This window comes from [Pseudopropionibacterium] massiliense (assembly GCF_900607225.1).
Lineage (GTDB): Bacteria > Actinomycetota > Actinomycetes > Propionibacteriales > Propionibacteriaceae > Arachnia > Arachnia massiliensis.
Genome location: NZ_LR027842.1, coordinates 795,485 through 820,992 on the forward strand (window position 1 = coordinate 795,485; position 25,508 = coordinate 820,992).

General features: G+C 65.6%; 32 protein-coding genes and 1 pseudogene. 19 read left to right on the forward strand and 14 right to left on the reverse strand.

Annotation, left to right across the window (positions count from 1 at the left end; translation table 11 throughout):
• Nucleotides 1–1,071: 1,071 nt before the first annotated feature.
• Complete coding sequence (locus E0E39_RS03260) at nt 1,072–1,620, reverse strand: DUF4112 domain-containing protein (RefSeq protein WP_130873460.1); 549 nt, start codon at nt 1,618–1,620, stop codon at nt 1,072–1,074.
• A gap of 120 nt (nt 1,621–1,740) precedes the next feature.
• On the opposite strand from E0E39_RS03260, the gene gltX reads away from it, so the two are divergent.
• Nucleotides 1,741–3,120, forward strand: coding sequence for a glutamate--tRNA ligase (gene gltX, locus E0E39_RS03265; protein WP_245988401.1), 1,380 nt, complete (start codon nt 1,741–1,743; stop codon nt 3,118–3,120).
• Nucleotides 3,121–3,742: 622 nt separating this feature from the next.
• Nucleotides 3,743–3,973, forward strand: a complete 231-nt coding sequence (locus E0E39_RS03270; protein WP_130873462.1) for a hypothetical protein — start codon at nt 3,743–3,745, stop codon at nt 3,971–3,973.
• 113 nt (nt 3,974–4,086) lie between these two features.
• Here the strand turns inward: E0E39_RS03270 and E0E39_RS03275 are convergent, their stop codons facing one another.
• The 10 genes from E0E39_RS03275 to E0E39_RS03320 form a co-directional block, all read right to left on the reverse strand.
• On the reverse strand, nt 4,087–4,845 hold the full coding sequence (locus tag E0E39_RS03275; RefSeq protein WP_130873463.1) for an amino acid ABC transporter ATP-binding protein: 759 nt from the start codon (nt 4,843–4,845) through the stop codon (nt 4,087–4,089).
• A complete protein-coding gene (locus tag E0E39_RS03280; RefSeq protein ID WP_130873464.1) occupies nt 4,842–5,522 on the reverse strand; it encodes an amino acid ABC transporter permease in 681 nt (226 codons plus the stop codon). Before E0E39_RS03280 ends, E0E39_RS03275 begins: the two co-directional genes overlap by 4 nt.
• Entirely contained in the window at nt 5,503–6,162 is a 660-nt protein-coding gene (locus tag E0E39_RS03285; protein WP_130873465.1) for an amino acid ABC transporter permease, read from the reverse strand. The genes E0E39_RS03280 and E0E39_RS03285 overlap by 20 nt, the downstream gene beginning before the upstream one ends.
• A 28-nt stretch (nt 6,163–6,190) precedes the next feature.
• Nucleotides 6,191–7,066, reverse strand: a complete 876-nt coding sequence (locus E0E39_RS03290; protein ID WP_130873466.1) for a cysteine ABC transporter substrate-binding protein — start codon at nt 7,064–7,066, stop codon at nt 6,191–6,193.
• A gap of 426 nt (nt 7,067–7,492) precedes the next feature.
• The gene (locus tag E0E39_RS03295; protein ID WP_130873467.1) at nt 7,493–8,101 is read right to left on the reverse strand and encodes a ferric reductase-like transmembrane domain-containing protein; all 609 of its coding nucleotides are present in this window, start codon (nt 8,099–8,101) and stop codon (nt 7,493–7,495) included.
• A gap of 102 nt (nt 8,102–8,203) precedes the next feature.
• Complete coding sequence (locus E0E39_RS03300) at nt 8,204–8,890, reverse strand: ferric reductase-like transmembrane domain-containing protein (RefSeq protein WP_130873468.1); 687 nt, start codon at nt 8,888–8,890, stop codon at nt 8,204–8,206.
• Nucleotides 8,887–9,453 (reverse strand): flavodoxin, encoded by a 567-nt coding sequence (locus tag E0E39_RS03305; protein WP_130873469.1) that lies wholly within the window; start codon nt 9,451–9,453, stop codon nt 8,887–8,889. Before E0E39_RS03305 ends, E0E39_RS03300 begins: the two co-directional genes overlap by 4 nt.
• Before the next feature lie 354 nt (nt 9,454–9,807).
• Complete coding sequence (locus E0E39_RS03310) at nt 9,808–10,236, reverse strand: nuclear transport factor 2 family protein (RefSeq protein WP_130873470.1); 429 nt, start codon at nt 10,234–10,236, stop codon at nt 9,808–9,810.
• A gap of 52 nt (nt 10,237–10,288) precedes the next feature.
• Nucleotides 10,289–10,858 (reverse strand): LbetaH domain-containing protein, encoded by a 570-nt coding sequence (locus E0E39_RS03315; RefSeq protein WP_130873471.1) that lies wholly within the window; start codon nt 10,856–10,858, stop codon nt 10,289–10,291.
• A gap of 4 nt (nt 10,859–10,862) precedes the next feature.
• The gene (locus E0E39_RS03320) at nt 10,863–11,615 is read right to left on the reverse strand and encodes an NAD(P)H-binding protein (RefSeq protein WP_130873472.1); all 753 of its coding nucleotides are present in this window, start codon (nt 11,613–11,615) and stop codon (nt 10,863–10,865) included.
• A 243-nt stretch (nt 11,616–11,858) separates the two neighbouring features.
• Here E0E39_RS03320 and E0E39_RS03325 point away from each other — a divergent pair, with 243 nt between their 5' ends.
• Genes E0E39_RS03325 through E0E39_RS03335 form a run of 3 tightly spaced genes read left to right on the forward strand, consistent with a single transcriptional unit; the run spans nt 11,859 to nt 14,396 of the window.
• Nucleotides 11,859–12,833 carry an ABC transporter ATP-binding protein gene (locus E0E39_RS03325; RefSeq protein ID WP_130873473.1) on the forward strand — a complete coding sequence of 325 codons (975 nt, stop codon included), beginning with the start codon at nt 11,859–11,861 and terminating at the stop codon, nt 12,831–12,833.
• Nucleotides 12,830–13,609, forward strand: coding sequence for an ABC transporter permease (locus E0E39_RS03330; RefSeq protein WP_130873474.1), 780 nt, complete (start codon nt 12,830–12,832; stop codon nt 13,607–13,609). The genes E0E39_RS03325 and E0E39_RS03330 overlap by 4 nt, the downstream gene beginning before the upstream one ends.
• Before the next feature lies 1 nt (nt 13,610).
• On the forward strand, nt 13,611–14,396 hold the full coding sequence (locus tag E0E39_RS03335; RefSeq protein WP_130873475.1) for an ABC-2 family transporter protein: 786 nt from the start codon (nt 13,611–13,613) through the stop codon (nt 14,394–14,396).
• 50 nt (nt 14,397–14,446) lie between these two features.
• On the opposite strand, the gene E0E39_RS03340 is transcribed toward E0E39_RS03335, so the two are convergent.
• Both E0E39_RS03340 and E0E39_RS03345 read right to left on the reverse strand, forming a co-directional pair.
• Complete coding sequence (locus tag E0E39_RS03340; RefSeq protein ID WP_130873476.1) at nt 14,447–15,859, reverse strand: FtsX-like permease family protein; 1,413 nt, start codon at nt 15,857–15,859, stop codon at nt 14,447–14,449.
• A complete protein-coding gene (locus tag E0E39_RS03345; RefSeq protein WP_130873477.1) occupies nt 15,856–16,566 on the reverse strand; it encodes an ABC transporter ATP-binding protein in 711 nt (236 codons plus the stop codon). Before E0E39_RS03345 ends, E0E39_RS03340 begins: the two co-directional genes overlap by 4 nt.
• 378 nt (nt 16,567–16,944) lie before the next feature.
• On the opposite strand from E0E39_RS03345, the pseudogene E0E39_RS16255 reads away from it, so the two are divergent.
• The 14 genes and pseudogenes from E0E39_RS16255 to E0E39_RS03415 form a co-directional block, all read left to right on the forward strand.
• A pseudogene (locus tag E0E39_RS16255) lies at nt 16,945–17,193 on the forward strand (histidine kinase); the annotation flags it as partial.
• Between the two features lie 456 nt (nt 17,194–17,649).
• Entirely contained in the window at nt 17,650–18,324 is a 675-nt protein-coding gene (locus E0E39_RS03355) for a response regulator transcription factor (protein WP_130873478.1), read from the forward strand.
• 275 nt (nt 18,325–18,599) lie between these two features.
• On the forward strand, nt 18,600–18,911 hold the full coding sequence (gene rpsJ, locus E0E39_RS03360; protein WP_014847259.1) for a 30S ribosomal protein S10: 312 nt from the start codon (nt 18,600–18,602) through the stop codon (nt 18,909–18,911).
• 8 nt (nt 18,912–18,919) lie between these two features.
• The gene (gene rplC / locus E0E39_RS03365; protein WP_130873479.1) at nt 18,920–19,582 is read left to right on the forward strand and encodes a 50S ribosomal protein L3; all 663 of its coding nucleotides are present in this window, start codon (nt 18,920–18,922) and stop codon (nt 19,580–19,582) included.
• Nucleotides 19,579–20,286 carry a 50S ribosomal protein L4 gene (gene rplD, locus E0E39_RS03370; RefSeq protein WP_130873480.1) on the forward strand — a complete coding sequence of 236 codons (708 nt, stop codon included), beginning with the start codon at nt 19,579–19,581 and terminating at the stop codon, nt 20,284–20,286. Before rplC ends, rplD begins: the two co-directional genes overlap by 4 nt.
• Nucleotides 20,283–20,591, forward strand: coding sequence for a 50S ribosomal protein L23 (gene rplW / locus E0E39_RS03375; RefSeq protein ID WP_207302398.1), 309 nt, complete (start codon nt 20,283–20,285; stop codon nt 20,589–20,591). Before rplD ends, rplW begins: the two co-directional genes overlap by 4 nt.
• A gap of 17 nt (nt 20,592–20,608) precedes the next feature.
• The gene (gene rplB / locus E0E39_RS03380) at nt 20,609–21,445 is read left to right on the forward strand and encodes a 50S ribosomal protein L2 (RefSeq protein ID WP_130873481.1); all 837 of its coding nucleotides are present in this window, start codon (nt 20,609–20,611) and stop codon (nt 21,443–21,445) included.
• Nucleotides 21,446–21,463: 18 nt separating this feature from the next.
• Nucleotides 21,464–21,745: a 30S ribosomal protein S19 gene (rpsS, locus tag E0E39_RS03385; protein ID WP_130873482.1), complete on the forward strand. Its 282-nt coding sequence runs from the start codon at nt 21,464–21,466 to the stop codon at nt 21,743–21,745.
• A gap of 26 nt (nt 21,746–21,771) precedes the next feature.
• Nucleotides 21,772–22,173 carry a 50S ribosomal protein L22 gene (gene rplV, locus E0E39_RS03390; protein ID WP_130873483.1) on the forward strand — a complete coding sequence of 134 codons (402 nt, stop codon included), beginning with the start codon at nt 21,772–21,774 and terminating at the stop codon, nt 22,171–22,173.
• A gap of 2 nt (nt 22,174–22,175) precedes the next feature.
• Nucleotides 22,176–22,988 (forward strand): 30S ribosomal protein S3, encoded by an 813-nt coding sequence (gene rpsC / locus E0E39_RS03395; RefSeq protein ID WP_130873484.1) that lies wholly within the window; start codon nt 22,176–22,178, stop codon nt 22,986–22,988.
• Nucleotides 22,989–22,991: 3 nt separating this feature from the next.
• Nucleotides 22,992–23,411, forward strand: coding sequence for a 50S ribosomal protein L16 (gene rplP / locus E0E39_RS03400; RefSeq protein ID WP_130873485.1), 420 nt, complete (start codon nt 22,992–22,994; stop codon nt 23,409–23,411).
• A complete protein-coding gene (rpmC, locus tag E0E39_RS03405) occupies nt 23,411–23,644 on the forward strand; it encodes a 50S ribosomal protein L29 (RefSeq protein ID WP_014847250.1) in 234 nt (77 codons plus the stop codon). The genes rplP and rpmC overlap by 1 nt, the downstream gene beginning before the upstream one ends.
• A gap of 2 nt (nt 23,645–23,646) precedes the next feature.
• Nucleotides 23,647–23,922: a 30S ribosomal protein S17 gene (gene rpsQ / locus E0E39_RS03410; RefSeq protein WP_130873486.1), complete on the forward strand. Its 276-nt coding sequence runs from the start codon at nt 23,647–23,649 to the stop codon at nt 23,920–23,922.
• Nucleotides 23,923–24,199: 277 nt separating this feature from the next.
• A complete protein-coding gene (locus E0E39_RS03415) occupies nt 24,200–24,811 on the forward strand; it encodes a DUF417 family protein (RefSeq protein WP_207302399.1) in 612 nt (203 codons plus the stop codon).
• A gap of 91 nt (nt 24,812–24,902) precedes the next feature.
• Here the strand turns inward: E0E39_RS03415 and E0E39_RS03420 are convergent, their stop codons facing one another.
• Nucleotides 24,903–25,403 (reverse strand): ferritin, encoded by a 501-nt coding sequence (locus E0E39_RS03420; RefSeq protein ID WP_130873487.1) that lies wholly within the window; start codon nt 25,401–25,403, stop codon nt 24,903–24,905.
• Nucleotides 25,404–25,508: the final 105 nt, after the last annotated feature.

Consider the following 25,508-nt stretch of genomic DNA (forward strand, 5'->3'; position numbering starts at 1 on the left):
TTTATGCGGGCTACAGCAGTGGATCTGTTTGGACTCATTGAGGCTTATTCGCGGTCAACCTCAGCTGCGGTCTGGGCGGGGGTTTGCCGGTCGACATGTCGTTTGTGAATAAGCCTCATTGAAGAAATGCGTCACAAAAATGGCGAGTTCTTCACAGTGTTTTCGGGTTTCCGATATGCCCCTGCCCCGCCAGGTGTAGTAGCCGAAATGCGGTACCTCCAGGCAGCGGCACGTCAAGCTGGTCGGGTAGTTACCTTCTTTGTGGCGGATGTACGCGTATCGTGCTTTTGTCGGGCCTCCGCACGAAGAAGGCCACCGCTTTATCTCTGAAGTCCGTCTCCCGTCCAGGCCTCACGCAGCTCGGCTTTGTTTTTCTTGTGCTCAGCAAGTTGAGCCGCTGTCGTTTCCTCGCCTTCAACGCCGGAATGGGTTTTCCTTCACTTGTTGACCCAGTTTCCCGCGGTTTGCGCGATCAGATCGTAGGACTTCGCCACCTCACTGATCGTGCGGGACTTCTCAACGACCACCCGACACGACCTGCTGCTTGAACTTTTCGCCGTGCTTCGATGCTGACATGATACAGATCCTGAGGCTTATTCACAGACGGCGCATCAGTCAGAAAACCTCCTAGTCAGCACGCACTTGGGAAGGGCCAAGAATAAGCTTCTTTGCCTGCTGGGGGTGATTTTTGATTGGCTACCCAGCGGCAAGATTTTGTTTTGTGCGAGCTATGCGTGCCCGGGTGGGGACATGAACCCCCGAGAGGTTCAAGGCTGGGGGGCGCCCGCCGCACGGGGAGAGGCCCGGCACCTCACCCTCACGAGGTCGCGCTTAGACCGCACGTGCCGGGCAAGGCCCTTCGCGGCCGCTTCGGTGGTGGTGACTAATGCTGTCGGCGCGTTCCGGGAATGATAGATCAGCCTCGCCTGTACGGCAGGGAAATGAAGCGCCTAGTGACTTGCGTTTCGAAGGCCGGGAAAGTGCAAGTGGGTTGCGGCGATCCTCGAAGTCGTTGCAGTGGAGCTAGTCGGTATGACGCCGTTGCCGGCCGGGATCGTGCCGAGTGCCTGGTCAGCGCGACCAGAGGCCGAGCACCTGCGTCACCAACCAGATGGCGCTCGCAACGAAGGCGCCTAGCAGCAGGAGGGCGCCACCGAGTACCACGGCCAGGGACGTGATGAGGTAGGCGATCGAAGCGCGGCGCACCTGCTCCCGGTCGTTGATGGTGCGCTCTAGAAGCTTCAGGTTCCTGGTGTTGCAGCGCCAAGCGAAGTCGAAGACGTTGCCGATCAAGGGGATCGAACCGATGAGCCAGTCGATGCCGGCGTTGAAGACCATCCTGGTGAGCACGGGGATCGGGGCGCGAAGGCGGATCGCGTCGAACAGGATCGTCCAGCCGAGCGCAGCTGGCACGGCACCCCCGACGACGGGGACGAGCGAGAGGATCGGATCCAGGCCGAATCGGAACTTTGTGCCGGGCACGAAAAACGCCTCGTCGAGCCACCACACCAGTTTTTGGCTCAGCACTGTCGGGCTATCGGGTAGCTCCTGCTCGACGGGCTCGTTGAGGTTCGCCGGGGGTACCGCGGCGGGCTGGGGCAGTCGGTGGGGATCGCGCATGGTTTTAGCTTCCCACACGGCCTCAACCACTAGGCTGGGTCCACTATGACTGCCCAGCTACCTGCCCGCACCCGAGTTGCCCCTTCTCCGACCGGCGATCCGCACGTCGGTACCGCGTTCATGGCCCTGTTCGACAAGGCGTGGGCCGCCAAAACCGGTGGTGCGTTCGTGCTGCGGATCGAGGACACCGACCAGAACCGGCTCGTGGCGGGCAGCGAGCAGCAGATCCACGACACCCTCGCCTGGCTCGGGCTCTCTCCCGACGAGGGGCCGCTGGAGGGCGGCGAGTTCGGGCCCTACCGGCAATCGGAGCGGCTCGACACCTACCGGCCGTTCGTCGAGCGGCTGATCGCCGACGGGCACGCCTACCACTGCTGGTGCTCCTCGGAGCGACTCGCGGAGCTGCGCAAGGAACAGGACGCCACGAAGGCGGCCAGGACCGGTTACGACCGGCTCTGCCTCGGGAAGACCCGCGAGGAACGCGCGAAGCTTCCTGGATTCACCGAGACCCCGGTGGTGCGGATGCTCGTGCCCGACGACGCGCCCCTGACCTTCACCGACATCATCCGCGGCGAGGTGAAGGCCCCCTTCCCCGACGACCAGGTGATCCTGAAGGCCGACGGTTTCCCCACCTACCACATGGCAGTGGTCGTCGACGACCACCTGATGGGGATCACGACGGTGGTGCGTGGCGAGGAGTGGATCAGCTCCACCCCGAAACACCTCCTGCTGTACCGCTGGCTCGGTTTCCCCGAACCGCAGTACGCACACATGCCGCTGCTGCGCAACACCGACAGGTCGAAGATCTCCAAGCGCCGCAACCCGGCCGCCCGCCTGATGTGGTTCCGCGAACAGGGCTACCTGCCGGAGGCCGTCCGCAATTTCCTGCAGCTGCTCGGGTATCCGCCCGCCGACGACGACTCCGAGGTGGCCACCTTCGAGGATTTCGTCGAAAACTTCTCTTGGGACAAGGTCAACACCACCGGCCCGGTTTTCGACGTGAAGAAACTGGACTGGCTGAACGGCCACTACATCCGCGCCCTCAGTGCCGACGAACTGACCGAACGGATCGTCGCCTTCCACACCGAACGCGGCGACTGGGACGCTGCCATCGACGTCGACGTGCTGCGCAGGGCGGTGCCGCTGGTCAGCGAACGCATGACCCTGCTGGGCGATGCCCTGCCGAAGCTTGGTTTCCTGTTCACCGACCGGGTGGAGATCGAGGAAGCGGCCCGCGCGGCGCTGCCCGGCAACGCCGCGGAGGTTCTCGACGCCGGGATCGAGGTGCTGGAGGCGGTGCCCTTCGACGCCGCATCGATTCAGGCCGGGCTGCGGGAGAAACTCGTCGACGGGCTGGGCATCAAACCGAAGTTCGCCTTCGGGCCGCTGCGGGTCGGATTGACCGGGGCGAAGGTGTCGCCCCCGTTGTTCGAATCCATGGAGATCCTGGGTCGCGAGGAGACTCTCACGAGACTGCGCGCGCTTCGCGAGACCCTCTGAACGGCGGGCCTCTGGCTCTCGAATCCTTGGCCGCCCCCTCACCAGAAGATTGCGCCGGTGGGGCCCACCTGTGAAAGCGCCAAGCTGTTAACTTTGGTTATCTGCCTTCGCTGTGATTCGAGAGGTATATTCGGAAAATCTCTCTCGTAAAGGCGATGTGGAGGCGTAATGTCATCACTTCAGGGTAAGCGCATGTGTGTGAAATCGCGCAAGATCGTGCGGCGTTTCGTGAAATGAATGATGGATTTCAGGTCGTCAAAGTTGTAGAAGAGAAGTCCGACGCTTCCGACATGGTGGTGAGCTTTCCAGGGTGACATCTTGAGCAGATGGAAGATGGTCGCGTAATCATTCGTCGGGGTGGCGAGTGTGGTGAGCCCGTTGGAGTGATCGATCCCGCGTGGGCCAAGGGTGCTGATGGCGCGGTCATGGCGGTGGTGCCGGACTTTACCGCATCAAAGGCCTTGGCGGCGGCGTGCGGTGTCTTGAGTGCTGTGGTCGGAGGTGCCGCCAGCGAGGGGAGGTGCGTTTCGGTCAAGTTCATTCCGCTCTCCCCGATCAAAGTTGTTTCTTGGTTGACTCGGTGCTACGCCTGAGATAGGGGCTCTGTTTCTCGATGATTTTCTTGGCCTGGGGTCTGTTGCTGCTGCTGGCTGTGGCCGCCGTCATCGTCTCGCGGATGGGTTTGAACAAGTGGTGGCGTCTGCTGTTCCTGCCGCCCAGTCTGCTGATGCCCCTCCTCCTCTATCCGCAGTTGTCCGGCAGAAGCCAGTTTTTCTGGTTGCTGGGTTTCCTCTGTGTCGTCATGTATCTGGGGTTCTTCTGGAAGGATGCGGAAACGGTCCGTGAAAAGTGACTGCGGTGCGCGGTGAACACCACGCCGAGGTTTGCGCGAGCACCGTGGTCGGTTTCTGAAACGACGCGGCTGAGAACCGCCATGCGAGCGAGGCCCCGGTTCGCGCCACCTCGTCAGTTCTTCCGGTGGCGGACGGAGTCGAACTCGAACGTCTTGAGAAACGCCTGTGCGCGTTCCGTCTCGGGAGCGGTGAAGAACTTCTCCGGCGGAGCGATCTCGATGATCCGGCCCGCATCCATCAGCACCACCCGATCCGCGATCGCCCGTGCGAAGGGCATCTCGTGGGTGACGATGAGCATGGTCATGCCATCGGCGGCCAGCTCCAATACCACGTCGAGGACCTCCCGGACGATCTCCGGATCCAGGGATGCGGTGATCTCGTCGAGCAGCAGCAGTTCCGGGTGCATCATCAACGCCCGCACGATCGCGACCCGCTGTTTCTGTCCCCCCGACAGCTCGCGTGGCAGCGACCTCGCCTTCTCGGCGAGTCCGACGCGTTCCAGCAGCCCCATGGCTTCCTTCGCGGCCTCGTCACGTTCGCGTCTCTGCACCAGGCGTGGACCGAGCAGCAGGTTGTCCATCACGTTCAGGTGCGGAAACAGCTCGTAGCTCTGGAACACCATTCCGACGCGCTGGCGGATCTCGGTCCAGTGCGTCCCGGGACCGGTGATGACGACGCCGTCCAGTTCCACGGTGCCGTCCGTGATCGCCTCCAGGCCGTTCAGGCAACGCAGCAGCGTTGACTTTCCGCAGCCGGAGGGCCCGACGACGGCGATCACCTCACCGGGGGCGACCTCCAGGTCGATTCCGTCCAGGGCCCGGAGGTTCCCGTAGTTCTTCCCCAAACCGGAGATTCGCAGCGTTGGGGTCATGTGGTGGCCCACTTCCTCTCGAGACGCCGCGCGCCCCAGGAGATCGGGAAACACACGACGAAGTACATGATCAGCACGGTGCCGTAGATCCACAGGGCACCGTCGGGATGGGTGAAACGATTGACGTCGATGATCTGCTGACCGACCTTCAACACCTCGACCACACCGATGAGAGCCACCAGGGGGGTGGTCATGATCATGCGGTTGGTCAGGTTGATGGTGGTGGGAAGCAGCCGTCGTGCGGCCTGGGGCAGCACGACGTGACGCTGCACCTGCCAGGGCGTCAGTCCGAGCGCCTGCGCGCTGGCGTACTGGTGTTTCGGGATCGACGTGATTGCGGCGCGCACCAGATCGCCCATCTCGGCCGTGCCCCACAGCGTGAACACGACGATGGCCGCCGCCTGGCCGTCGAGGTTGACGCCGAGATAGCGGGCCAGGTCGAAGAACACCAGGAACAACAGCACGATCTGCGGCATGATCCGCACCACCTCCAGGTAGATGCGGGTGAGCAGCTTCACCACCGGGTTTCTCGACGTCATGACGATGCCCAGCCCGATCCCGAGAATGATCGAGAAGGCCATGGCGATCAGGGCGATGGATGCGCTGGCCCACAAGCCCTCGAGCAGCCGTGGGAAGTTTCGTCCCTGGAGGAGCAGCTCAATCCCCGAACGTTGCACGACGCAACCTCCTTTCCAGGAAACCGGCGCCAAGCGAGACCGGCAGCAGGATGAGCAGGTAGCAGACGACGAGCAGCAGCAGGGCCTCGGAGGTCTGGTATTTCGAGCCGATCTGTTCCTTCGCCCTGAACACCAGGTCGGGTAGGGCGATGATGCTGACCACGGATGTCTCCTTCACCAGGAACACCAGGTTTGCCGTGATACCCGGCATGCTGACGGCGACGGCCTGCGGCAGGATCACCTTCCGCATCGCCTGCCACGGTGTGAGGCCGAGGCTCAGGGAGGACTGCAACTGGATCGGCTCAACCGCATCCAGCCCGCTGCGCAGCGTCTCCGCCATGAAACTGCCGCCCAGGAAGGCGAGCCCGATGATGGCGCAGATCTCCTGGTCCAGTTTCACACCGAGCTTCGGCAACCCGTAGTAGAGAAAGAAGAGCTGCACCAGCAGCGGGGTGTTGCGCGAGACCTCGATGTAGATGGCGGCCAGCTGACGGGCCACGGGAACGCGGAAATGCTGTGCCACGGCACAGCAGATCCCCACGAGCAGGGCGCCGATGATGCCGAACAGCGCGACCCGTACCGTGAGCAGGGCCGCCTCGGCGTAGACGGGGGCCGAACTGAAGACGATGCTCCAGTTCATGTTCGCTCCCCGGTGGTTCTTCCCGCGCTCAGAGCTGGCCTCCCTCGACCACCAGGTCCTCCGCGGACGCCGAATCGCCGTAGACGGGCCGCAGGGTCTGTTCGAAGTCGGCGTGGAAGAACTGTTCCTCGCCGAGGGTGACCAGGTGCTCGTTCAGCCACGCCAACAGCGTCTCGTTGCCCTTGGTGACGGCCCCCGCGATGCTGTCGGGATCACCGAGAGTCGTGATGCCCGCGGTGAAGCCGTTGCTGGCGATCGCCCACGCGAGGGCCTCGGTGTTGTCGGTGACCCAGGCGTCCCCACGGCCGTCGGCCAGGGCACTGGTGGCGTCGTTGTACTGCTCGTACTTGTCCGGCTCGATCTCCGGATGGTTCTTGGCAAGCCAGGTCTCGGCCGTGGTGCCCTTGACCACGATGATCTTCTTGCCTGCCAGCTGGGATTCCTCCGTGATCAGCGCCGAATCGGGGGATACCACCCCGAGGGAGACCTTCATGTACGGGTTGGCGAAGTCCACCTTTTCCTTGCGTTCCGGCGTGACGGTGAAATTCGCCAGGATGATGTCCACCTTCGCGGTCTGCAGGAACTCGACCCGGGAAGCGGCCTCGACGGGAACATAGTCCACCTTCGCGCCGAGGTCCTTGCCGATTCGCTCCGCGTAGACCACGTCGTAGCCTGCTGGTTTGCCTTCGGCATCGACGTACCCGAAGGGGGCCTTGTCGCTGAAGACCCCGATCCTGACGGTGCCGGAGGACGTGATCTGGTCGAGGGTCCGGAACTGTCCGTTGCCGGCCGATCCGGTGCCGGAGGACGCGGCCGGATCAGGGGATGCCCCGGAGCAGGCCGTGAGGGCCAGGGTCAACGACGCGAGTGCGCCACCCAGGACGTGACGACGGGGAATGGACATGGGTACTCCTTGTTCAGGGTGTGGATCGTTGACCGTCAGTGGGTGCGACGGTTCCGTTCGCGAAGGTGTCGGGAAAGCACGAAGAACTGCGAATGACGCAGCAAAGGTGGGGAATCCGGACCGATCCGGACTTCCGGATGCGTCAGAACCGGCGGGCCGAGCGGGAACACCGGCACGCGGAGGCGGTGAAGTGCGCGCCAAGCTGCATCATGCGGGGGTGCTCCATGGGATCAGACACTAGGCCGGAGCCATGTGCGGGGTCAAGAAGGAGCGTGTTGCAAGTCGGGGGATCTGTCGGGCCGACCGGCGACGTTGGAGGGGTTCCGTGTGTTCCTCCGGTTGTCACTGCGCCAGAGCGGCGGCGTCGATCACCAGCGCCGTGACGTGGGCCGGACGGACAGAACTTCCTGCCCACCCCGGGATCCCTCACATGGTGAGGCGTTCGTCGTGGAGGCGGGCGCGTGGGACACCGAGCCGGCGAAGGGTGCGGCGCATCGCCAGGACGGCCCGGGGAGGTCCGACGATGAAGAACTGCCCTTCGGTCTTCGCGGCCTCGTCGAGTTCGGAGGCCAGGGTTTCCGCGGTGAAACGGTGGTCCTGCAACGTCAGGCGGGATGTGCCCCCGTACCGCTCGACGAGACCCCGGGCGGCCCCCAGGTCCGTCGGGCGCAGGCTCCACAGGAGATGAACCGGGCGATTCGCCGCGTGGGCGTCGAGCAGGCTGAGCAGCGGCGCGGCCCCGGCTCCCATGCCCACCAGGACCAGGGGACGCCCGTCCCCGGCTTCCGCGATGCGTCCGAAACGGCCGTAGGGACCCTGGAACGCGATGCGCGCACCGACGGGAAGGGTGGACAGCGAACCGGTGAAATCCCCGAGCTGGCGGATCAGGAAACCCAGGCGGTCGGGATCGGCCCGCACGACGGAGAACGGATGCCAGTCGCCGGGGATCCCTCGCCTTCGGGGGCGCCCGGAATCGTCCCCGGACGCCGAGATGACCTTGATGAAGAAGACATCCCCGGGTTCGATCCCCTCCACCGGCTCATCCGGGGTGATGGTGAGCTGACGCAGGTCCGCGGTGAGCCCTTCATTGAGGGCGACGGTGGCCCTGGGACGTCGCCGACGCCAGGCGTGCCAGGCCTACGCGATCAGGACGGCGGCGGTCACCACGTCGAACAGGAGGAGGAAACCCGCATATCCGCCGCGGAGCCGGATCAGGAGATGGGTGTGCCCCCAGATCATGATCACCAGCACGAGGTTGATCCGGTGAATCCAGACGCCGATGTTGTGGGGCAGGACGCGTTCCAGCCAGGCCCGTGCCTGGGCGGTTCCGGGGACGTGGTCGACAATCCAGCCCGACAGGAAGAAGACCGCCAACGACACGGTCACGAGGTAGAGGTACCAGGCCCAGGTGCCCAGCCAGGCGCCCAACGGGTCGGCCCCGTAGGTGGATTCCTGGTGGAGCCAGGCCAGGAGCAGGGTGGCCAGTCCCAGCATGCCGTGGAGTCCGTGGACGGATGCCAGACCGACCCGGCGTTCCAGCCACCGCCACCGCAGGGAGAGCAGGATCGCCAGCAGCCACCAGGTGTAGGCGACGATGCCGAGGGCGACCTCCTGACGCATGGACATGGGACCCACCGCCTGGCTTCCGTAGGCGGCGACCATGGGAAGCGGCGACAGGACGGCCACGAGCCACATGGTCAGGCGGGCCAGCAGATGCTTCAACCGCACGGCCCGTTCCCGGGATCCCGGGAACGGGCCGTGCGGCGCCTCAGCGATTTCCGCGTGTCCGGGGGGTGACGCGGGAAGGTCCTCGGATGGGCTCACAGACCCAGGTCCTTCAACCACGAGGAGACCGTGTCGGGGGCGCTCTCCATGTCGTCACGGGAGATCACCAGGGCGTTGCTGCCCACCGTCGCGGAGGGGGCGGCCCCGGCGATGGCCTCCGGGGTTCCCGCCAGTCGTGAACCGCCGTGGGTGCAGAAGGGGATGATGGTCCTGCCGGACAGGTCCGTGCCCTCGAGGAAGGTGTAGAGCGGCATCGGGATGTCCGACCACCAGATGGGGTAACCCAGGAAAACGGTGCTGTAGCCGCTCATGTCCGGGAGTGGTTTGATGGCCGGGCGTTCCTTGTTGTCCTGCTGGGTTCGTGCCAGGGCGATCAGCTCGTCGTGGTTCAGCGGATACGCGTCGACCGCTTCGATGCGGGCGATCTGTGCTCCGGTGCCCTGCGCGATGAGCTGGGCCGCGTACTGCGTGTTTCCCAGGGCCACGCCGTCCACCACGATCACGGAGTTCTCCTCCTCCGTGGTCAGCCCTGTCGTCTTGTCGGTCTCCGGCATGGAGAAGTACACGACGACTGTGCCAGCGGGATCCGAGGAAGCCGTCACCTGGCTGGTCTGGCCCGTGGCGGTGCCCTGAGCGCTGGAACTCGATCTCTTCTCGTCGTTGCCCAGGATCGAACAACCCCCCGGCGGCCAGGGCTGCTGCCGAGGTCAGGGTGAGAAACGCGCGACGTGAGGCAGGTGTCATCATGTCCCCAACCTAGGAGCAGCTTCCCGAGAAGGCCACCACCAAGACAGGTACTGTCATGACCTGTATCGAATTCAACCGTGCCGACGAGGCGGGGACGACGAACCCCGGCGCCCGCCGAGGAAGGATCTGGGGAGGTGTCGAGGCGCGGGGTTGGCCTCCCGGGGCACGCCGAACGGGGCGGCGCCGGGAGGGCCATTGTCGCCAACGGATCACAGGGGCCGCGTCTCGCTCAGGACGAAGTGCTGTTCGCGGCGGCTGATGAGCCACCTGCCGTCCACCAGGACCAGGGTGTCGGTGTAGCGGATCGAGTGGTCCACGACCACGTCCTTTCCATCCTCCTGCTGAACCAGGAGCGCCTTGCCGTAATGGACGTCGGTGGCGGTGTCGCCGTCAATGGTGATGACCTGCTGACCGTTGATGTGATAAGCGGTCTTCACCGTCGCCATGGCTCCGCCGAAGAGCTCGATGAGTCTGTCCCTGCCGTCGAACTCCATCATGAGGGAGCCATCCGCGGCGTACACCTCGACGTGGGTGTCGGGAGTGAACAGTTTGGCCTGCTCGGCGACGTCGGTCTCCAGGGTGGCAAAGAGGTCAATGACCTCGCGGATGGCTTCCTTGTGCTCGGAGAGGTTCGTCATGGGATTGTTTCCTCCTGATTGTCGGGGTTGTCGGTATTTTCGGGGGAGGCCGTCACTTCTCGCGGATGACCCGTGCGGGAACCCCTGCGACGACGGTGTGGGGTGGGACGTCCTTCGTGACGACCGCCCCGCCGGCTATGACGGAGTCGTTCCCGACCGTGACATCCGGCATCACCGACGCCCCGGCCCCGATCCAGACGCCGCGCCCGATGCGGGTTGGGTGGCAGTTGAGGATCGTGACGTCGTCGAGTCGGTGGTTGTCCGTGACGATGGTGACGCCGGGACCGATGAAGGTGCCCTCATCGATGGTGATCCCACCAATCGACATGGCCGTGAAACTGTGGTTGATCAGGACTTTCGGGGCGATGTGGATGCGGCGCCCGAAGTCGATCTGCATCGGGTGCAGGAGACTGATGGATGCGTCCAGGGGGCCGCCGAGTCCCAGTAGATCACCCCACAGTGCCGGCAGCGACGGATCCGCCGGGGGAGCCTGGTTGATGCGGAACATGATCTCCCGGCAGCGGACGAACTCGGGGCGCACGATGTTGGTGTAATCCTGCTCGAAGAGGCTGACGTCGTCGCCCCGGCTCAGGCGGTCCCAGATGTCTTCTTCTATTCGCATGGGATCACCGGGAGAAGCGGGCGATGTCGTCCCGGACCTGTTCGGGTTCCTCCCCCAACGGAACGTTGTTGGTGTCCAGGACACCGTCTAGGGCGCCCCGTTCGTCCGGTCGGGTGGTGGCGAAGAGGGATTCGAGGTCCGTCACGGGATCGCCTGCGACGCTGAAGATCTCCACCGTGCGGCGCACCCCGGATGGGCAAGTGGCACCCGCCAGGAGGACCTGGGCGATGTGACGCCGGTCCACGCCGGGCTGGCCCGTGACGAGATCGCCCTGGCGCAGATCGATGCGCCGGTCACCGGGCCCCTGGTAGTCGAACCAGCCGGGACGCACGATCGTGTAGGGGTGCCCCGAGACGCGCAGCAGTCGTTCGGCGCGCCGCTTCCACTCGACGAAACCGTAGTGGCTCGGACCCGACGAACGACTCGTGTTCATGGCAGTCATGAGACTGATGTGGGTCCTGCTGTCCCCCAGCGCCTCCAGCAGCGTCGCGACGGTGGTGTAGAAACTGATTCCACCCTCACCGTCCACATCGCCGCCGTGGGTCAGGACCACCGCGTCGACATCCGCGACGAGTGGCCGCAGGTCGTCGGGGGACGCGGGGGAGGCCTCGACGACCTCGACCCCGTCCGGAAGCGTCTGCCGCGCCCTGGCTGCGTTGCGGGTCTGGGCGCGGACGGTGAGGCCGCGTTCGATGGCCTCCTCGACGACGACCTGACCGACCTGGCCCGTGGAACCGATGATCAGAACAGTGGACATGGGATGGCTCCATCGGTTGGTACTTGTTGCCGCGAGCCTATGCGCGGTGAACAAGACCACCGGTCTGCCCGGTTTCCCGGGGTCCGCCGGGGGAACTGACAGGGTCCCTCGCGATTGATACCATCCGGGACGGGTCACGGGGAAACCGGGCGCATCGAGTGGAGATGACGCCGGTGGTGTTCGTTGCACGGGTGAAGTGCACCGGCCCGCGAGGACGAGGGCCTGGAGTGCCGAGGTGGATTGATGCGGAGTGATGTTGAGGTTTCGCCGGTGATCGAGGTCTCGCACGTGAGTCGTGTGTATCGGCGGCGGTTCCGGGGTGACTGGAAGGCGGCGGTGGAGGATGTGTCGTTTCGGGTTTCGGCTGGTGAGTCGGTGGCCCTGTTGGGGGCGAATGGCGCAGGCAAGTCCACCGTGATGCGGATGCTGGCCGGGGTGCTGCGACCGAGTGGGGGGACCGTGCGGTGTCTTGGTGAGGTTCCGGCTCGTCGGTCTCGTGGTTTTCTCATGCGCACGTCCCTGATCATGGGGCAGAAGCAGCGGGCGAATCTGGATGTTCCGCTGCGTGCTTCTCTGGAGTTGCAGCGGGTGTTGTACGACATGTCCCGCGATGAATTCGACGAGACCCTGGCTCGGTTCGAGGATCTTCTCGGGTTGGGTCCCTACATCGATCGTCCCGTGAGAACCCTGTCGTTGGGGGAGAGGATGCGTGGGGAGCTGGTGATGGGGTTGTTGCACCGCCCCGAGCTGGTGCTGCTCGACGAGCCGACGATCGGGCTCGATGCGGCTTCGCAGAGGTCGCTTCGGCGGTTCCTGCGGGAGTACAACCGCGACACGGGGGCGACGATCATCCTGACGAGCCACTACATGGAGGACGTCGAGGCGGTCAGTGATCGGGCCCTGCTCCTCGACGGGGGAAGGCTCGTCTTCGACGGGTCACTTCAGGAAATGGTCTCCCACGCTCCCCTTCCTCTGCGGGTGGGCCTCACCCTCGATCCGGGGCGTGTTGACGAGGCGAGGAAGGTGATCGCGGTTTTCGAGCACAGGGAGATTCCGGGATCCGACGCCTCGGTGTTCCGGTTCGACACGAACGCGTCCTCGCGTGAGGTGGTCGATGCCCTGACCGGGGCGGGGGTGGCTTTCACGGAGATCACCATCGGGCGGCCCGACATGAATGACCTGGTTGCCGCGCTGTATGCCGGGGGTGGGGCCGGGTGAGGACGGTCAGGGGAGTCTGGGCGGAGGCCCTCGTGTTCTACCGGGCGGAGTGGCGGTACCCGGGGGCCGCTGTCGTGTGGATCCTGTTGAGTCTCCTCCAACCGGTCGTCATGCTGGCGATCTGGACGAACGTGGAAGGGATCGGTGGCGGTGCCGGCGGGGCGAGACTGACGGCGTACTTCAGCATGGCGTTCGCCGTGAACAACCTGTCCTACACCTGGTTGATGTGGGACTACGGCGATCGGATCCGCTCCGGCGACTACGCCCTCCAGTTGCTGCGTCCGGGCGCGCTCGTGGGTCGTGACGTGGCGCTCACGCTGGGGTCGAAGCTCTTCTCCGGGCCCGTGGCGCTGGTCGGCGCGGCGGTGATGTGGGTCGTGGGGAGGGCAGGTCTGGACGTTCGGTGGGATCAGACCCTGTTCTTCGTGGTCTCAGTGGCGATGGCGATCGTGATCCGGTTCCAGGTCGAGTGGGGGCTCGCGCAGCTGTCCTTCTGGACCACGCGGATGAACGCCGTCAATGGTTTGTACTTCGCGGTTCAGGGTCTGGCCTCGGGTTCCTTCGCCCCGCTGGCGCTGCTCCCGGACTGGTTCGGCACGGCCGCGTCGCTGACCCCGTTCCCGAGCATGCTGGCGCTGCCCCTGAGCCTGTTCGATGACGGCGTCTCCGGGTGGGTGGTTCTGGGGCAGCAGGGAATATGGGTCGTTCTGACTTTGCTGGTGGCCGGTGCGCTGTCCCGCAGGGCGGTGGCCCGATTCGAAACGGTGGCCGCCTGAGATGCCGATCCGGTACTTCATTCGGTGTTTCTCGGCGTTGTTGAGGATGAGCCTGACCAGGCTCTGGGCCTACCGGGCGGATTTCTGGATGTCGCTCCTGTTGAGCGCCATCACACTGGGCGCGGATCTTCTCGGGTTGTGGGTCGTCGCGTCCAGGACATCGGTGCTGGCGGGGTGGTCCACTCAGGGGCTGATCTTTCTGCTGGGTACGCACTTCATCGTCCTCGGGGTCATCGAGGTGACGCTGTACCCGTCCACGGTTCGGTTCATCGAGGGCATCCACGACGGAAGCGCGGACCTGATCCTGGTGAACCCCGGACCGCGGCCACTCCTGATCGGTGTGTCGGAGGTGGCGTTCGGCCCCCTGACGCACGTGCTGCTCGGTGTCGGGATCACCGTGGCGACCTGGCTGAACGAGGGCGGTGGCCCGCTGAGGCTCGCCCACTACGTCGTGGCGCTCGCCCTGGGTATCGGTACGCTCGCCGCCTGGTGCCACCTGATCGCCGCCCTCGGCATGATGATGCGCAGGGGCAAGGGGGTGCTGATCGTGGCGAATCAGATCCTCGAGGCCGTGGGACGCTGGCCCCTGGGTCTCCATGCGCTTCCGCTGCAGATCGTCCTGACCTTCATCATCCCCGTCGGGTTGGCCATCACCATCCCCGCGAGCAGTTTCATCGACGGGAGCCGCCACCTGGTTGTACTGGCGATCTCCTTCACGGGCTCCGTCCTGCTCGCCATCGGTGCGTGGAAACTCGCGGTCCGCGGTTACGTCGGAGCACAATGGTGATCTCCCGGCCCGGGGCGTGTCCTTGATCCGGGCCGGGAGATCGGCGATGCTCAGTCGTTGCGACGACGCTGGGTCCCCAGCACCCGTTTCTGGAGGGGGTGGGTGGCCAACAGGGCCAGGGCCGCGAGCACGAAGCCCGTCACGATCACCGCGATCACCACCACGACCCCGGTCGTGGGCAGCTGATACCCGTGCTTCTCCGCTATGTTCACCATCGGCTGTGCCATGCCGAACCCGAGCAGATAACCAGTGGCGGTGACCAGCGCCAGCGGTCCCAGGTTCTCCAGCCACTGCGCCCGCGTGTGGAAGGGCTCGGGGGTACCGAGGCGGTGCAGCGCGATCGTGAGGTCGGAGCGTTCGAACACCGACGAGGCCTGGCTGATGAGGATGGAGGTGGCGGTCAGCAGTAGAGCGACAGCCAGGGTGATGACGACCCCCTTGGTGAAATCCCACGTGGCTTTTTCGGAGAAGGCCGTGAGGGCCTCGCTGTTCTTGCCGTTCATCTCGATGGGCATCCTCCCGAGGTAGCCCGCGATCAGGGCCAGGATCCCCAGCCCGCCGATGCGGCGCCAGGCGCTTCGGGGATCGGCCAGGATCCGGCGCCCGGCCATCAGCACCGCGGGCCCGGGAAGCAGGAAGTACAAACGGGAGAAGCGCTGGAGCATCCACGGTCCGAAGAGGTTGTAGCCGAAGATCACGCAGCCGATGATCGCAGCGAACACCACGTAGCCCATGACCTCCCGGCCGGCCTGGAGGTGAGGAAGCACGGCGAATGCGGCCACCAGGATTCCGGCGAACACTGCGACCCGCTTCCAGGTCGTGGGGGGCTTCACGCCGCGGCGTGCGACTCCCAGCGGGGAGATCCGCACCTGCCGCAGACCCCACCAGGTGGCGACCAGCGCGATGACGATGTTCGCGGCGGCAACGGCCAGCGCCAGCCACCATGGAAGCACCAGCGTCACCGGTTGGGTCTGGAACTCCAGTGCTCCCCAGGCGGGGGCGGTCACCAGGTAGAACAGGCCGCCGAGGAGGGTGCCGATGCCCGCCTGGATGGCCGAGTCGATCAGCGACATGCGGGTCACGTCACCGGAACTCAGGCCGAGCAACCGCAGGGCCGACAGCCGCTGCTCCCGGCCCCGTGCCCCCAGCACCGCAGCCGAGGCGGACAGCGAGATCATCGTGGGCACCAGCAGGGCCGTGGCGATCAGGGCCAGGACGAAGTAGAACATCAGGACCAGGTCGAAGGAGGAATCCTCCGCCTTGAGGGCGGCCAACAGGCCCGTGGGGTGGCGCCAGCGTTCGTGGAACATCATGGTTCCACCCGCGACGGTGAAAGCCAGGGCCGCGGATATGGTGTTCGCCAGCACCGAGGCGAAGAACAGCAGGGTCTCGCCCTGGCGAACCGCGAAACGTGCGCGGGTGAGCTGGAACGTGAGTCCGGTCAAACCGGTGGCGGCGCTCATCGCGAGACCTCCACGTCGAGGCGGCGGTCGGTGTGGACCAGGCCGTCGCGGATCTCCACCAGCCGCGAGCACCAACGGGCGACCGCAGGGTCGTGGGTGACCACCACCAGTGACGCCCCGGCCTGGGCGACGGTCGCGGTCAACAGCTGCATCACCTCGTGGCCCGTGGCCTGGTCGAGGGCGCCGCTCGGTTCGTCCGCGAACACCACCCGGGGGTTCGCCGCCAGCGCACGGGCGATCGCGACCCGCTGTGCCTGCCCACCGGACATGTCGGAGGGGCGGCGATCGGTCAGCTCGGGAATACCGATCTTCGCCAGGACCTCATCGGCCTTCGCCAGCGCGGCGCGACGCCGGGTGCCGGTGAGCAGCAGTGGCAGCGCCACGTTCTCGCGGGCCGGGAGCTCCGGGATCAGCTGGCCGTCCTGGAAGACGAAACCGAACTGGCCCAGGCGCAGGTGGGAGCGCTGCGCATCGGACATCTCGGTGAGGTCCTGGCCCGCGAACAGCACCCGGCCGTCGTTCGGGACCAGCACCCCCGACAGGCAGTGCAGGAGTGTGGACTTGCCGGAGCCGGAGGGCCCCATGATGGCGACGGACTCCCCGGAGGCGATGGTGAGGGAGACCCCGGCCAGCGCCTTGACCGTGCCGAAGCTCTTGGTGATGTCGTGGGTGGCCAGCAGGGCCGCTGAATAGGTGTCGTCGAACATGTCTCAATTCCATCGCCGGGATCGGTCGTGCGCCACAGGGCGCACTCCACATTCGGGGTGGTGCCAGCACTACCCATTCTCCTCCACCGCATGCCCTCCCCGAAGGGGGTTGAGCCGAGTGCCAGCGAATCGGTCGTGTCGAAAATCATCCCGATCAAAGCTGGTTGAGCCGGCCTGCTCGCTCTGCGAGCTGGCCGTCAGCTCATGGTGGGGTGTCAGGGGCTGGGGGCGGGTGTGCTTGTCGGCTGTGGGGTGGTTTCGACTCAGCCGTTCGCTTCGCTCACGTGCTGGCTCAACCAACTTCGGAGAAGGGGCGTTCAGTTACCGGTTCAACCCTTGATCGTGGGATTCGAGGGGTACGCGCGATAGATTCCTGTCATGCGTTGGGGAAGGAAACGGTGGGTCAGCCATGAGCAGGAGGCCGCCCAGCGGATCGCCGAGCTCACCGCGTCGCGGCGGGTCATCGTCGAGGCCTACGAGGTGGAACGCCGCCGCATCGAACGCGACCTCCACGACGGCGCCCAGCAGTACCTCGTGGCCGCGGCCATGAAGGTGGGGGAGGCGCAGCTCTCCCCGGCCGTCGAGAACGACCCCGTCGCCGCGCAACTCCTGGCCGAGGCCAACACCGCCATTCAGGAGGGCCTGGGGGCGCTTCGCCGGACGATCCGCGGAATCCATCCCCAGCTGCTCAGGCAGCAGGGCCTCCCGGCGGCGCTCGAGGAGGTGGCGGCCACCTCCGCCAACCGAGTCCGCATCGTCGCCCCGCAACCGTTGCCCGAACTTCCCGAGGGGGTGTTGGCCGTCGGCTATTTCTTCGCCTGCGAGGCCATCGGCAACGCCGCGAAGTACGCACCCCGTGCAGACGTGACCGTGCTGCTGGCCGCCGACCGGAACCTCCGGGTCTCCGTCGTCGACCAGGGGCCGGGTGGCGCGAGGATCGTTCCCGGGCGCGGACTCGCGGGCATGAGGGAACGCCTGGCGGCCGCGGGCGGTGAACTCACCATCTCTTCCCCACCCGGAGGCCCGCAGCTGGCCGCCACCATCCCCCCTCCTGGACCGGGGCGAACCCGCGGTGGTGATCCCATGACCACGGTGCTGATGGCCGACGACTCCGCCCTGCTCCGCGAGGGACTCGTCGGGCTCCTGGAACGTCAGGGGTACGAGATCGTCGGACAGGAACACCGCGCCGACGCGCTCCTCGCCACCGTCGCCGAACTGGCCGGGCGCGAGGCTCTGCCCGACGTGGTCATCACCGACGTGCGAATGCCGCCGACCATGACCGACGACGGCCTCCGGGCCGCAGTCCGGATCAAGGAGGAACATCCCCGGGTGGCGGTCCTGGTGCTGAGCCAGTACGTCTCCCCGTTGCACGCCCAGGAGCTGTTCGCCCTCCCGGCCCCACCCGGCGCGGGAGGGGCCGGCTACCTCCTCAAGGACCGAGTGGCGCAGGTCGCGGACTTCATCGGGGCGTTGCGGATGGTGGTCGGCGGGGGAGTGGTGATCGACCCGGAGGTGGCGCGGGCCATGATGCAGACCTCCCGTTCCGGGCTGGGGGAGCTCACCCCGCGTGAACTCGAGGTGCTGGAGCTCATGGCCCAAGGGCTCTCCAACAACCAGATCGCGGGACGGCTCTTCCTGTCCGGGGCCGCCGTGGCGAAGCACGTTTCCAACATCTTCGCCAAACTCGGTTTCGAACCCGGCGACGAGAACCGCCGGGTGCGCGCCATCCTCGCCTTCCTGAACCGCACCACTCCCTGAAAACAGCGGCGATTTGGCGCCTCGGCGAGGGCGTGCAAGAATGTGCAGGTTGCTCCGCAAGGGGTGGCGTCTGTCGTGTGTGCGACGAATGCTCTCCTTGTCGAGGTCGAGCAGGTCGCCCAAGCGCAAGATGTGACCTCCGGAAAACTGGAGGCGGGTCTTTCCTTGCGGCTTCGGGCCCGACACTCCCGACCTCGGGGGTCGGAGCGGCAAGGGGTCCAGGCCCCAAGAAAGTTCATGAGAACTCCATCAGGGACGAGTAGAAGGAACGAACTGTGGCGGGACAAAAGATCCGCATCCGGTTGCGGGCGTATGACCACGAGGTCATCGACAGCTCGGCGCGCAAGATCGTCGACACCGTGACTCGCACCGGTGCCAAGGTGGCAGGCCCCGTGCCGCTGCCGACAGAGAAGAACGTGTTCTGTGTGATCCGTTCGCCCCACAAGTACAAGGACAGCCGCGAGCACTTCGAGATGCGCACCCACAAGCGGCTGATCGACATCCTCGACCCCACGCCGAAGACCGTCGATCTGCTGATGCGTCTCGACCTTCCGGCCGGTGTCGACATCGAAATCAAGCTTCCGTGAGGTCCGAGATGAGCAACAGCGAACGAATCGTCAAGGGCATCCTGGGCACCAAGCTCGGCATGACCCAGCTCTGGGACGAGAACAACAAGATCGTCCCCGTCACCGTCATCCAGGCCGGGCCCTGCGTCGTCACCCAGGTCCGCACCCCTGAGAAGGACGGCTACAACGCCGTCCAGCTCGGCTTCGGGGCCATCGCGTCCAGGAAGGTCACGAAACCGGCCCAGGGGCATTTCGACAAGGCCGGCGTCACCCCCCGCAGGCACCTTCTCGAACTGCGCACCGCCAACGCATCCGAGTTCGCCCCCGGCCAGGAGCTGACCGCCGAGCTCTTCGCCGGCGGTGAGATCGTCGACGTGACCGGCACCACCAAGGGCAAGGGCACCGCGGGTGTGATGAAACGTCACGGCTTCGGTGGCCTCAAGGGCTCCCACGGTGTGCACCGCAAGCACCGCGCGCCCGGTTCCATCGGTGGCTGTTCCACCCCCGGCCGCGTGTTCAAGGGCCTCCGCATGGCGGGTCGCATGGGCAACGCCAAGGTGACCGTCCAGAACCTCAAGATCCACGCCGTCGACGCCGAACGCGGCCTGCTGCTGGTTCGCGGCGCGGTCCCCGGCAACAACGGCTCGCTCGTCGTCGTGCGCAGCGCAGCAAAGAAGGGTGAACAGGCATGAGTTCCATCACCGTTGACGTCCACGCCCCCGAGGGCAGGAAGGCCGGGACGGCCGAGCTGCCCGGCGAGATCTTCGACGTCCAGACCAACATCCCCCTGATCCATCAGGTCGTGGTGGCCCAGCTTGCCGCTGCCCGCCAGGGAACGCACTCCACCAAGACCCGCGGTGAGGTCCGTGGCGGTGGCATCAAGCCGTGGCGCCAGAAGGGCACCGGCCGTGCCCGTCACGGCTCGCGTCGTTCCCCGATATGGACCGGTGGCGGCACCGTTCACGGCCCCAAGCCACGCGACTATTCCCAGCGCACCCCGAAGAAGATGATCGTCGCGGCCCTGCGCGGCTCCCTGTCCGATCGCGCCCGCGACGGCCAGGTCTTCGTGGTCTCCGAGCTGGTGTCCGGCGAGGTTCCCTCCACCCGGACCGCCATGGCGACACTGGCGCAGCTGGGTGAGCTGAAGAAGGTGCTCGTGGTTCTCGATCGTTTCGAGGAGGTCGCCTGGTTGAGCCTGCGCAACATCCCGACCGTCCACGTGCTGGCCGTTGACCAGCTCAACGCCTACGACGTGCTGGTCGCCGATTCGGTCGTGTTCACATCCGCTGCCCTCGCGGCCTTCACCAACCGCGGGGCCGAGGCCGTCGCCTCCGAGAGCGAGGTCGCCGAATCCGCCGGTGCTGCGGAAGCCCAGGAGAACGAGGAGGAGAAGTGAGCGACCTGAAGATTCGCGACCACCGCGACATCATTCTGCGTCCCGTCGTCAGTGAGAAGAGCTACAACCTCCTCGACGAGAACAAGTACACGTTCGTCGTGTCCCCCCGCGCCAACAAGACCGAGATCAAGATCGCGATCGAGAAGATCTTTGATGTTCGCGTCATCGCCGTCAACACCCAGAACCGTCAGGGCAAGCGTCGTCGTACCCGCTTCGGCATCGGCAAGAGGGTCGATGTCAAACGCGCCATCGTGACCGTCGCCGAGGGTGACCGCATCGACATCTTCGCCGGTCAGGGCGAGTGAAGAAGGACTGAATCGTCATGGGTATCCGCAAGTACAAGCCGACGACGCCGGGCCGCCGCGGCGCCAGCGTCTCCGACTTCATCGAACTGACCCGTTCGACCCCGGAGAAGTCGCTGCTCGCCCCGAAGTCGAAGACCGGCGGCCGCAACAACTCGGGCCGCATCACAACCCGCCACATCGGCGGGGGCCACAAGCAGGCCTACCGCATCATCGATTTCAAGCGCTACGACAAGGATGGGGTTCCGGCCAAGGTCGCTCACATCGAGTACGACCCCAACCGCACCGCCCGCATCGCGCTGCTGCACTACCGCGACGGCGCGAAGCGCTACATCATCGCCCCCAACGGCCTGACCCAGGGGACCGTCGTGGTCTCCGGTCCGGGCTCCGACATCAAACCCGGCAACAACCTGGAGCTGCGGCAGATTCCTGTCGGCACCACGGTGCACGCCGTTGAGCTGCGTCCCGGAGGCGGCGCCAAGCTGGGTCGTTCCGCCGGCGCGGCCATCCAGCTGGTGGCCCGTGAGGGCAAGTACGCCACCCTGCGCATGCCCTCGGGTGAGATGCGCATGGTCGACGTCCGCTGCCGCGCCACCATCGGCACGGTCGGCAACGCCGAGCAGTCGAACATCAACTGGGGCAAGGCCGGACGCAACCGCTGGAAGGGCATCCGCCCGACCGTCCGTGGCGTCGTGATGAACCCCGTCGACCACCCGCACGGTGGCGGCGAGGGCCGCACCTCGGGTGGCCGCCACCCGGTGTCCCCGTGGGGCAAGCCCGAGGGCCGTACCCGCGACAAGAACAAGGCGAGCAGCCGTCTCATCGTGCGTCGCCGCAAGACCGGCAAGAAGCGCTGATAGGGAGCCTGAGGAAATATGCCACGCAGCCTGAAGAAAGGCCCCTTCGTCGACGACCACCTGATGAAGAAGGTGGACGCTCAGAACGAAAAGGGCACCAAGAACGTCATCAAGACCTGGTCGCGACGCTCGATGATCGTCCCGGACATGCTGGGCCACACCATCGCTGTGCACGACGGCCGCAAGCACGTCCCGGTGTTCATCACCGAGGCCATGATCGGTCACAAGCTGGGCGAATTCGCCCCCACGCGCACCTTCCGGGGGCACGTGAAGGAAGACAAGAAGGCCCGTCGCCGCTGAGGCGCGAGGATAGGACTAACGAAACGATGAGCAACGAAAACGGCAACAGCGCCCGTCGCGAGGCCCTGCTCGGTGATCGTCCCGGCTCCTACGCCATCGCGCGTCATGTCCGGATGAGCCCGATGAAGGTGCGTCGTGTGGTGGATCTGATCCGCGGCATGGACGTCTCCGAGGCCCTCACCGCCCTGAAGTTCGCCCCCCAGGCGGCTTCGGAGCCCGTGTACAAGGTGGTGGCCTCGGCCGTCGCCAACGCCGAGAACACCGAGGACCTGGATTCCCAGGACCTGTACATCTCGAAGGCATTCGTCGACGAGGGCGTGACCCTGCGTCGCATCCGTCCCCGCGCCAAGGGTTCCGCCTCGCGGATCCTGAAACGCGGCTCCCACATCACAGTGGTCGTCGAACCCCGAGAGTCGAAGGAGGCCTGAGCATGGGGCAGAAGATCAACCCGAACGGCTTCCGTCTCGGCATCACCACGGATCACGTCACCCGCTGGTACGCGACGAAGAACTACGCGGACTACGTGGCCGAGGACGTGAAGATCCGCAACTACCTGACCAAGTCGCTGGAACGCGCCGGCATCTCCTCCATCGAGATCGAGCGCCGTTCCAAGCGGGTCACCATTTTCCTGCACGCCGCGCGTCCCGGGATCGTCATCGGCCGCAACGGCGCCGAGGCGGAGCGGGTGCGGGCCGAGCTGGAGAAGCTGACCGGCAAGCAGGTGCAGCTGAACATCCTCGAGGTCAAGAACCCGGAGATCGACGCCCAGCTCGTCGCGCAGGGTGTCGCCGAGCAGCTGGGCGCGCGCGTGGCCTTCCGCCGCGCGATGCGCAAGGCCCAGCAGACGGCGATGCGCGCCGGCGCCAAGGGCATCCGCATCAAGTGCTCCGGGCGTCTCGGCGGGGCCGAGATGTCGCGTTCCGAGGGCTACCGCGACGGCCAGGTGCCGCTGCACACCCTCCGCGCCGACATCGATTACGGCTTCTACGAGGCCCGCACCACATTCGGGCGGATCGGCGTCAAGGTGTGGATCTACAAGGGCGATGTCACCGGCACCCGCGCCGAACGCGCCGCCCAGAAGGCCGCCCGCAACTCCGCCCCCACCGGTCGTCAGCGTTCGGGCCGTCGCCCGGGACGCGGCGAGGGCCGTGGAGATCGTCCCGAGCGCGGCGGACGCCGTCGCGCCGAAGCAGCCCAGGCCGCGGCCGAGGCTGCTCCCGAAACCTCGAACGCAGGAGCGTGAGCCATGCTGATTCCTCGTCGCGTCAAGTTCCGCAAGCAGCACCACCCGAAACGCGACGGTGTTGCCAAGGGCGCCACGAAGCTCGCCTTCGGTGAGTACGGCATCCAGGCGCTCGAGTCCTCCTACCTGACCAACCGTCAGATCGAGGCGGCTCGTATCGCCATGACCCGCCACATCAAGCGTGGCGGAAAGGTCTGGATCAACGTCTACCCGGACCGTCCCCTGACCAAGAAGCCGGCCGAGACCCGCATGGGCTCCGGCAAGGGTTCGCCCGAGTGGTGGATCGCCAACGTCAAGCCCGGTCGGGTGCTCTTCGAGCTCTCCGGTGTGGGTGAGGACGTGGCCCGTGAGGCGATGCGCCTCGCCATCCACAAGCTGCCCTTCAAGGCCCGTTTCATCAAACGCGAAGCAGGTGAGATCTGATGAGCAAGGCCCTGACCGCCAACGAGCTGCGCGGCCTGTCCCGCGAGCAGCTCAACGCCAAGGTCGTGGAGCTGAAGGAGGAGCTGTTCGGTCTCCGCTTCGCTGCGGCCACGGGGCAGTTGGAGTCCCACGGACGGCTGCGCGAGGTCCGCAAGGACATCGCTCGCGTCTACACCGTGCTGCAGGAACGCAACCTCGGCATCGTCGATGAGCCCGCGATCCAGGAGAAGTGAGCATGTCTGAAACCCCTACCATCCGCCAGCGCGGTCGCCGCAAGGTGCTGCAGGGCGTCGTCGTCTCGGACAAGATGGACAAGACCATCGTCGTCCTCGTCGAGGACCGCGTGAAACACCCGCTCTACGGCAAGGTCATGACCAAGTCGTCGCGCATCAAGGTCCACGACGAGGACAACACCGCAGGCGTCGGTGACCGCGTCCGCGTCATGGAGACCCGTCCATTGTCGGCGCAGAAACGCTGGCGCTTGGTCGAGATCATCGAACGCGCCAAGTGATCTGAATCACATGAACGGCCCGGCCTCCTGGAGGCCGGGCCGTTGTCGTAGCGATTTCGTGCTTTCGCGCAGGAGATAGAAAATTCAAGTCTTCTGTCCGGGATATGTGATGTTCCGCTCGCTTGACCGGATTTGTCCGGGTTTCCTCCGTGATTCGTATATCATTTTTCGCTTGAGAATTAGTCTGGTTCACGTGGCGCGTACAAGGCCTTGTGTTGTGAAGCGGGTATTTTGCCCGTAACGGGTCACGGGTGTCCTCGTCGAGGAAGGAAAAGCTGTGACCGAAGCTGATAAAAGCGGGTTGACCGGGGTCGTGCTCAGGGTGAGTACGTGGATCTCGGGTCTCGACCGGGTCGCGATGACCGTGTTGCGGGTCGGGGTCTTGATCGTCCTGCTGTGGATTGGGGGACTCAAATGGTTCAAGTACGAGGCCGACGGTATTGTCCCCTTTGTCGCCACGTCTCCGCTCCTGAGATGGATGATCAAGGATCCCGAGAACTACAAGGCCCATGTCAATGCCGAAGGTGTGCTGAACGAAGCAAACCGGGCCTGGCATGAGGCCAACGGCACGTATTCGATGTCGATCTTCGTGGGGGTGTGCATCATCCTGATCGCCGTGTTCATAGCCCTGCACTGGGTTCACCCTGAATTGGGCATGTTGGGTGCGTTGGCGCTGATCGGCTTCACGTGCGTCACCCTGTCCTTCCTGCTCACCACACCGCAGGTCTGGGTGACTGCTCCAGCTGAGGGGCTGGCCGACGCGGATCTGGGGCAGCCCTTCCTGTCGGGTCGCGGACGTCTGGTGCTCAAGGACTGCATCCAGATGGGAGCGGGCCTGGTGCTGCTGGTGGATTCGGCGAGAATGGCGCTGAAGCGGCGGAACGCCTGATCGGGATGACTTCGGCATCTGACGAGGCGCGGGGCGGCCTGACTCCCGGGAAGGAGTCAGGCCGCCCCGCGCCTGTGTGATGGCCGTGGGCTCAGGCCTGCGTTGAGCGACCGCCGAGCTCCTCGTCGAGGCGGAGGATGCCGTTGCCGTCATTGCCGATCAGTTTGATGCGGCTGATGATCGCGGAGACCGTGGACTCCTCCTCGATCTGCTCGTCGATGAACCAGTTCAGCAGCGGAAGTGCATCGATGTCGCCGGTGGAGTTGGCGAGGCGGTAGAGGCCACGGATCGCCTCGGACACCTTCTTCTCGTGGGCCAGGGCGGCCTCGAAGGCCTCCAGGACCGTGGTGACGTGCTTGGCCTGGGCGGCGATGGTGCCGAGCAGCGGGGTGGCGTCGCGATCCAGCATGTGGCTGATGAATTTGTCCGCGTGCACCTCCTCTTCGGCGGACTGGGCCTTGAACCAGCCCGCGATGCCGGGCAGGTCGAGAGCTTCCATGTCGATGGAGAGCTGGCGGTACACGGCTGCGGCCGTCAGCTCCATCGTGACCTGGGTGTTGAAGGCTTCCTTGAGTTCTCCGGTGAGTTCCATGTGGCAGAGACTAGTCGCTCGCCCTCGCGGAACCTGTGATTTCGACGGGATCGACAGCCGCCCGTCCACGTGATGACCACGATGGCGGCATCACATCGACCACGG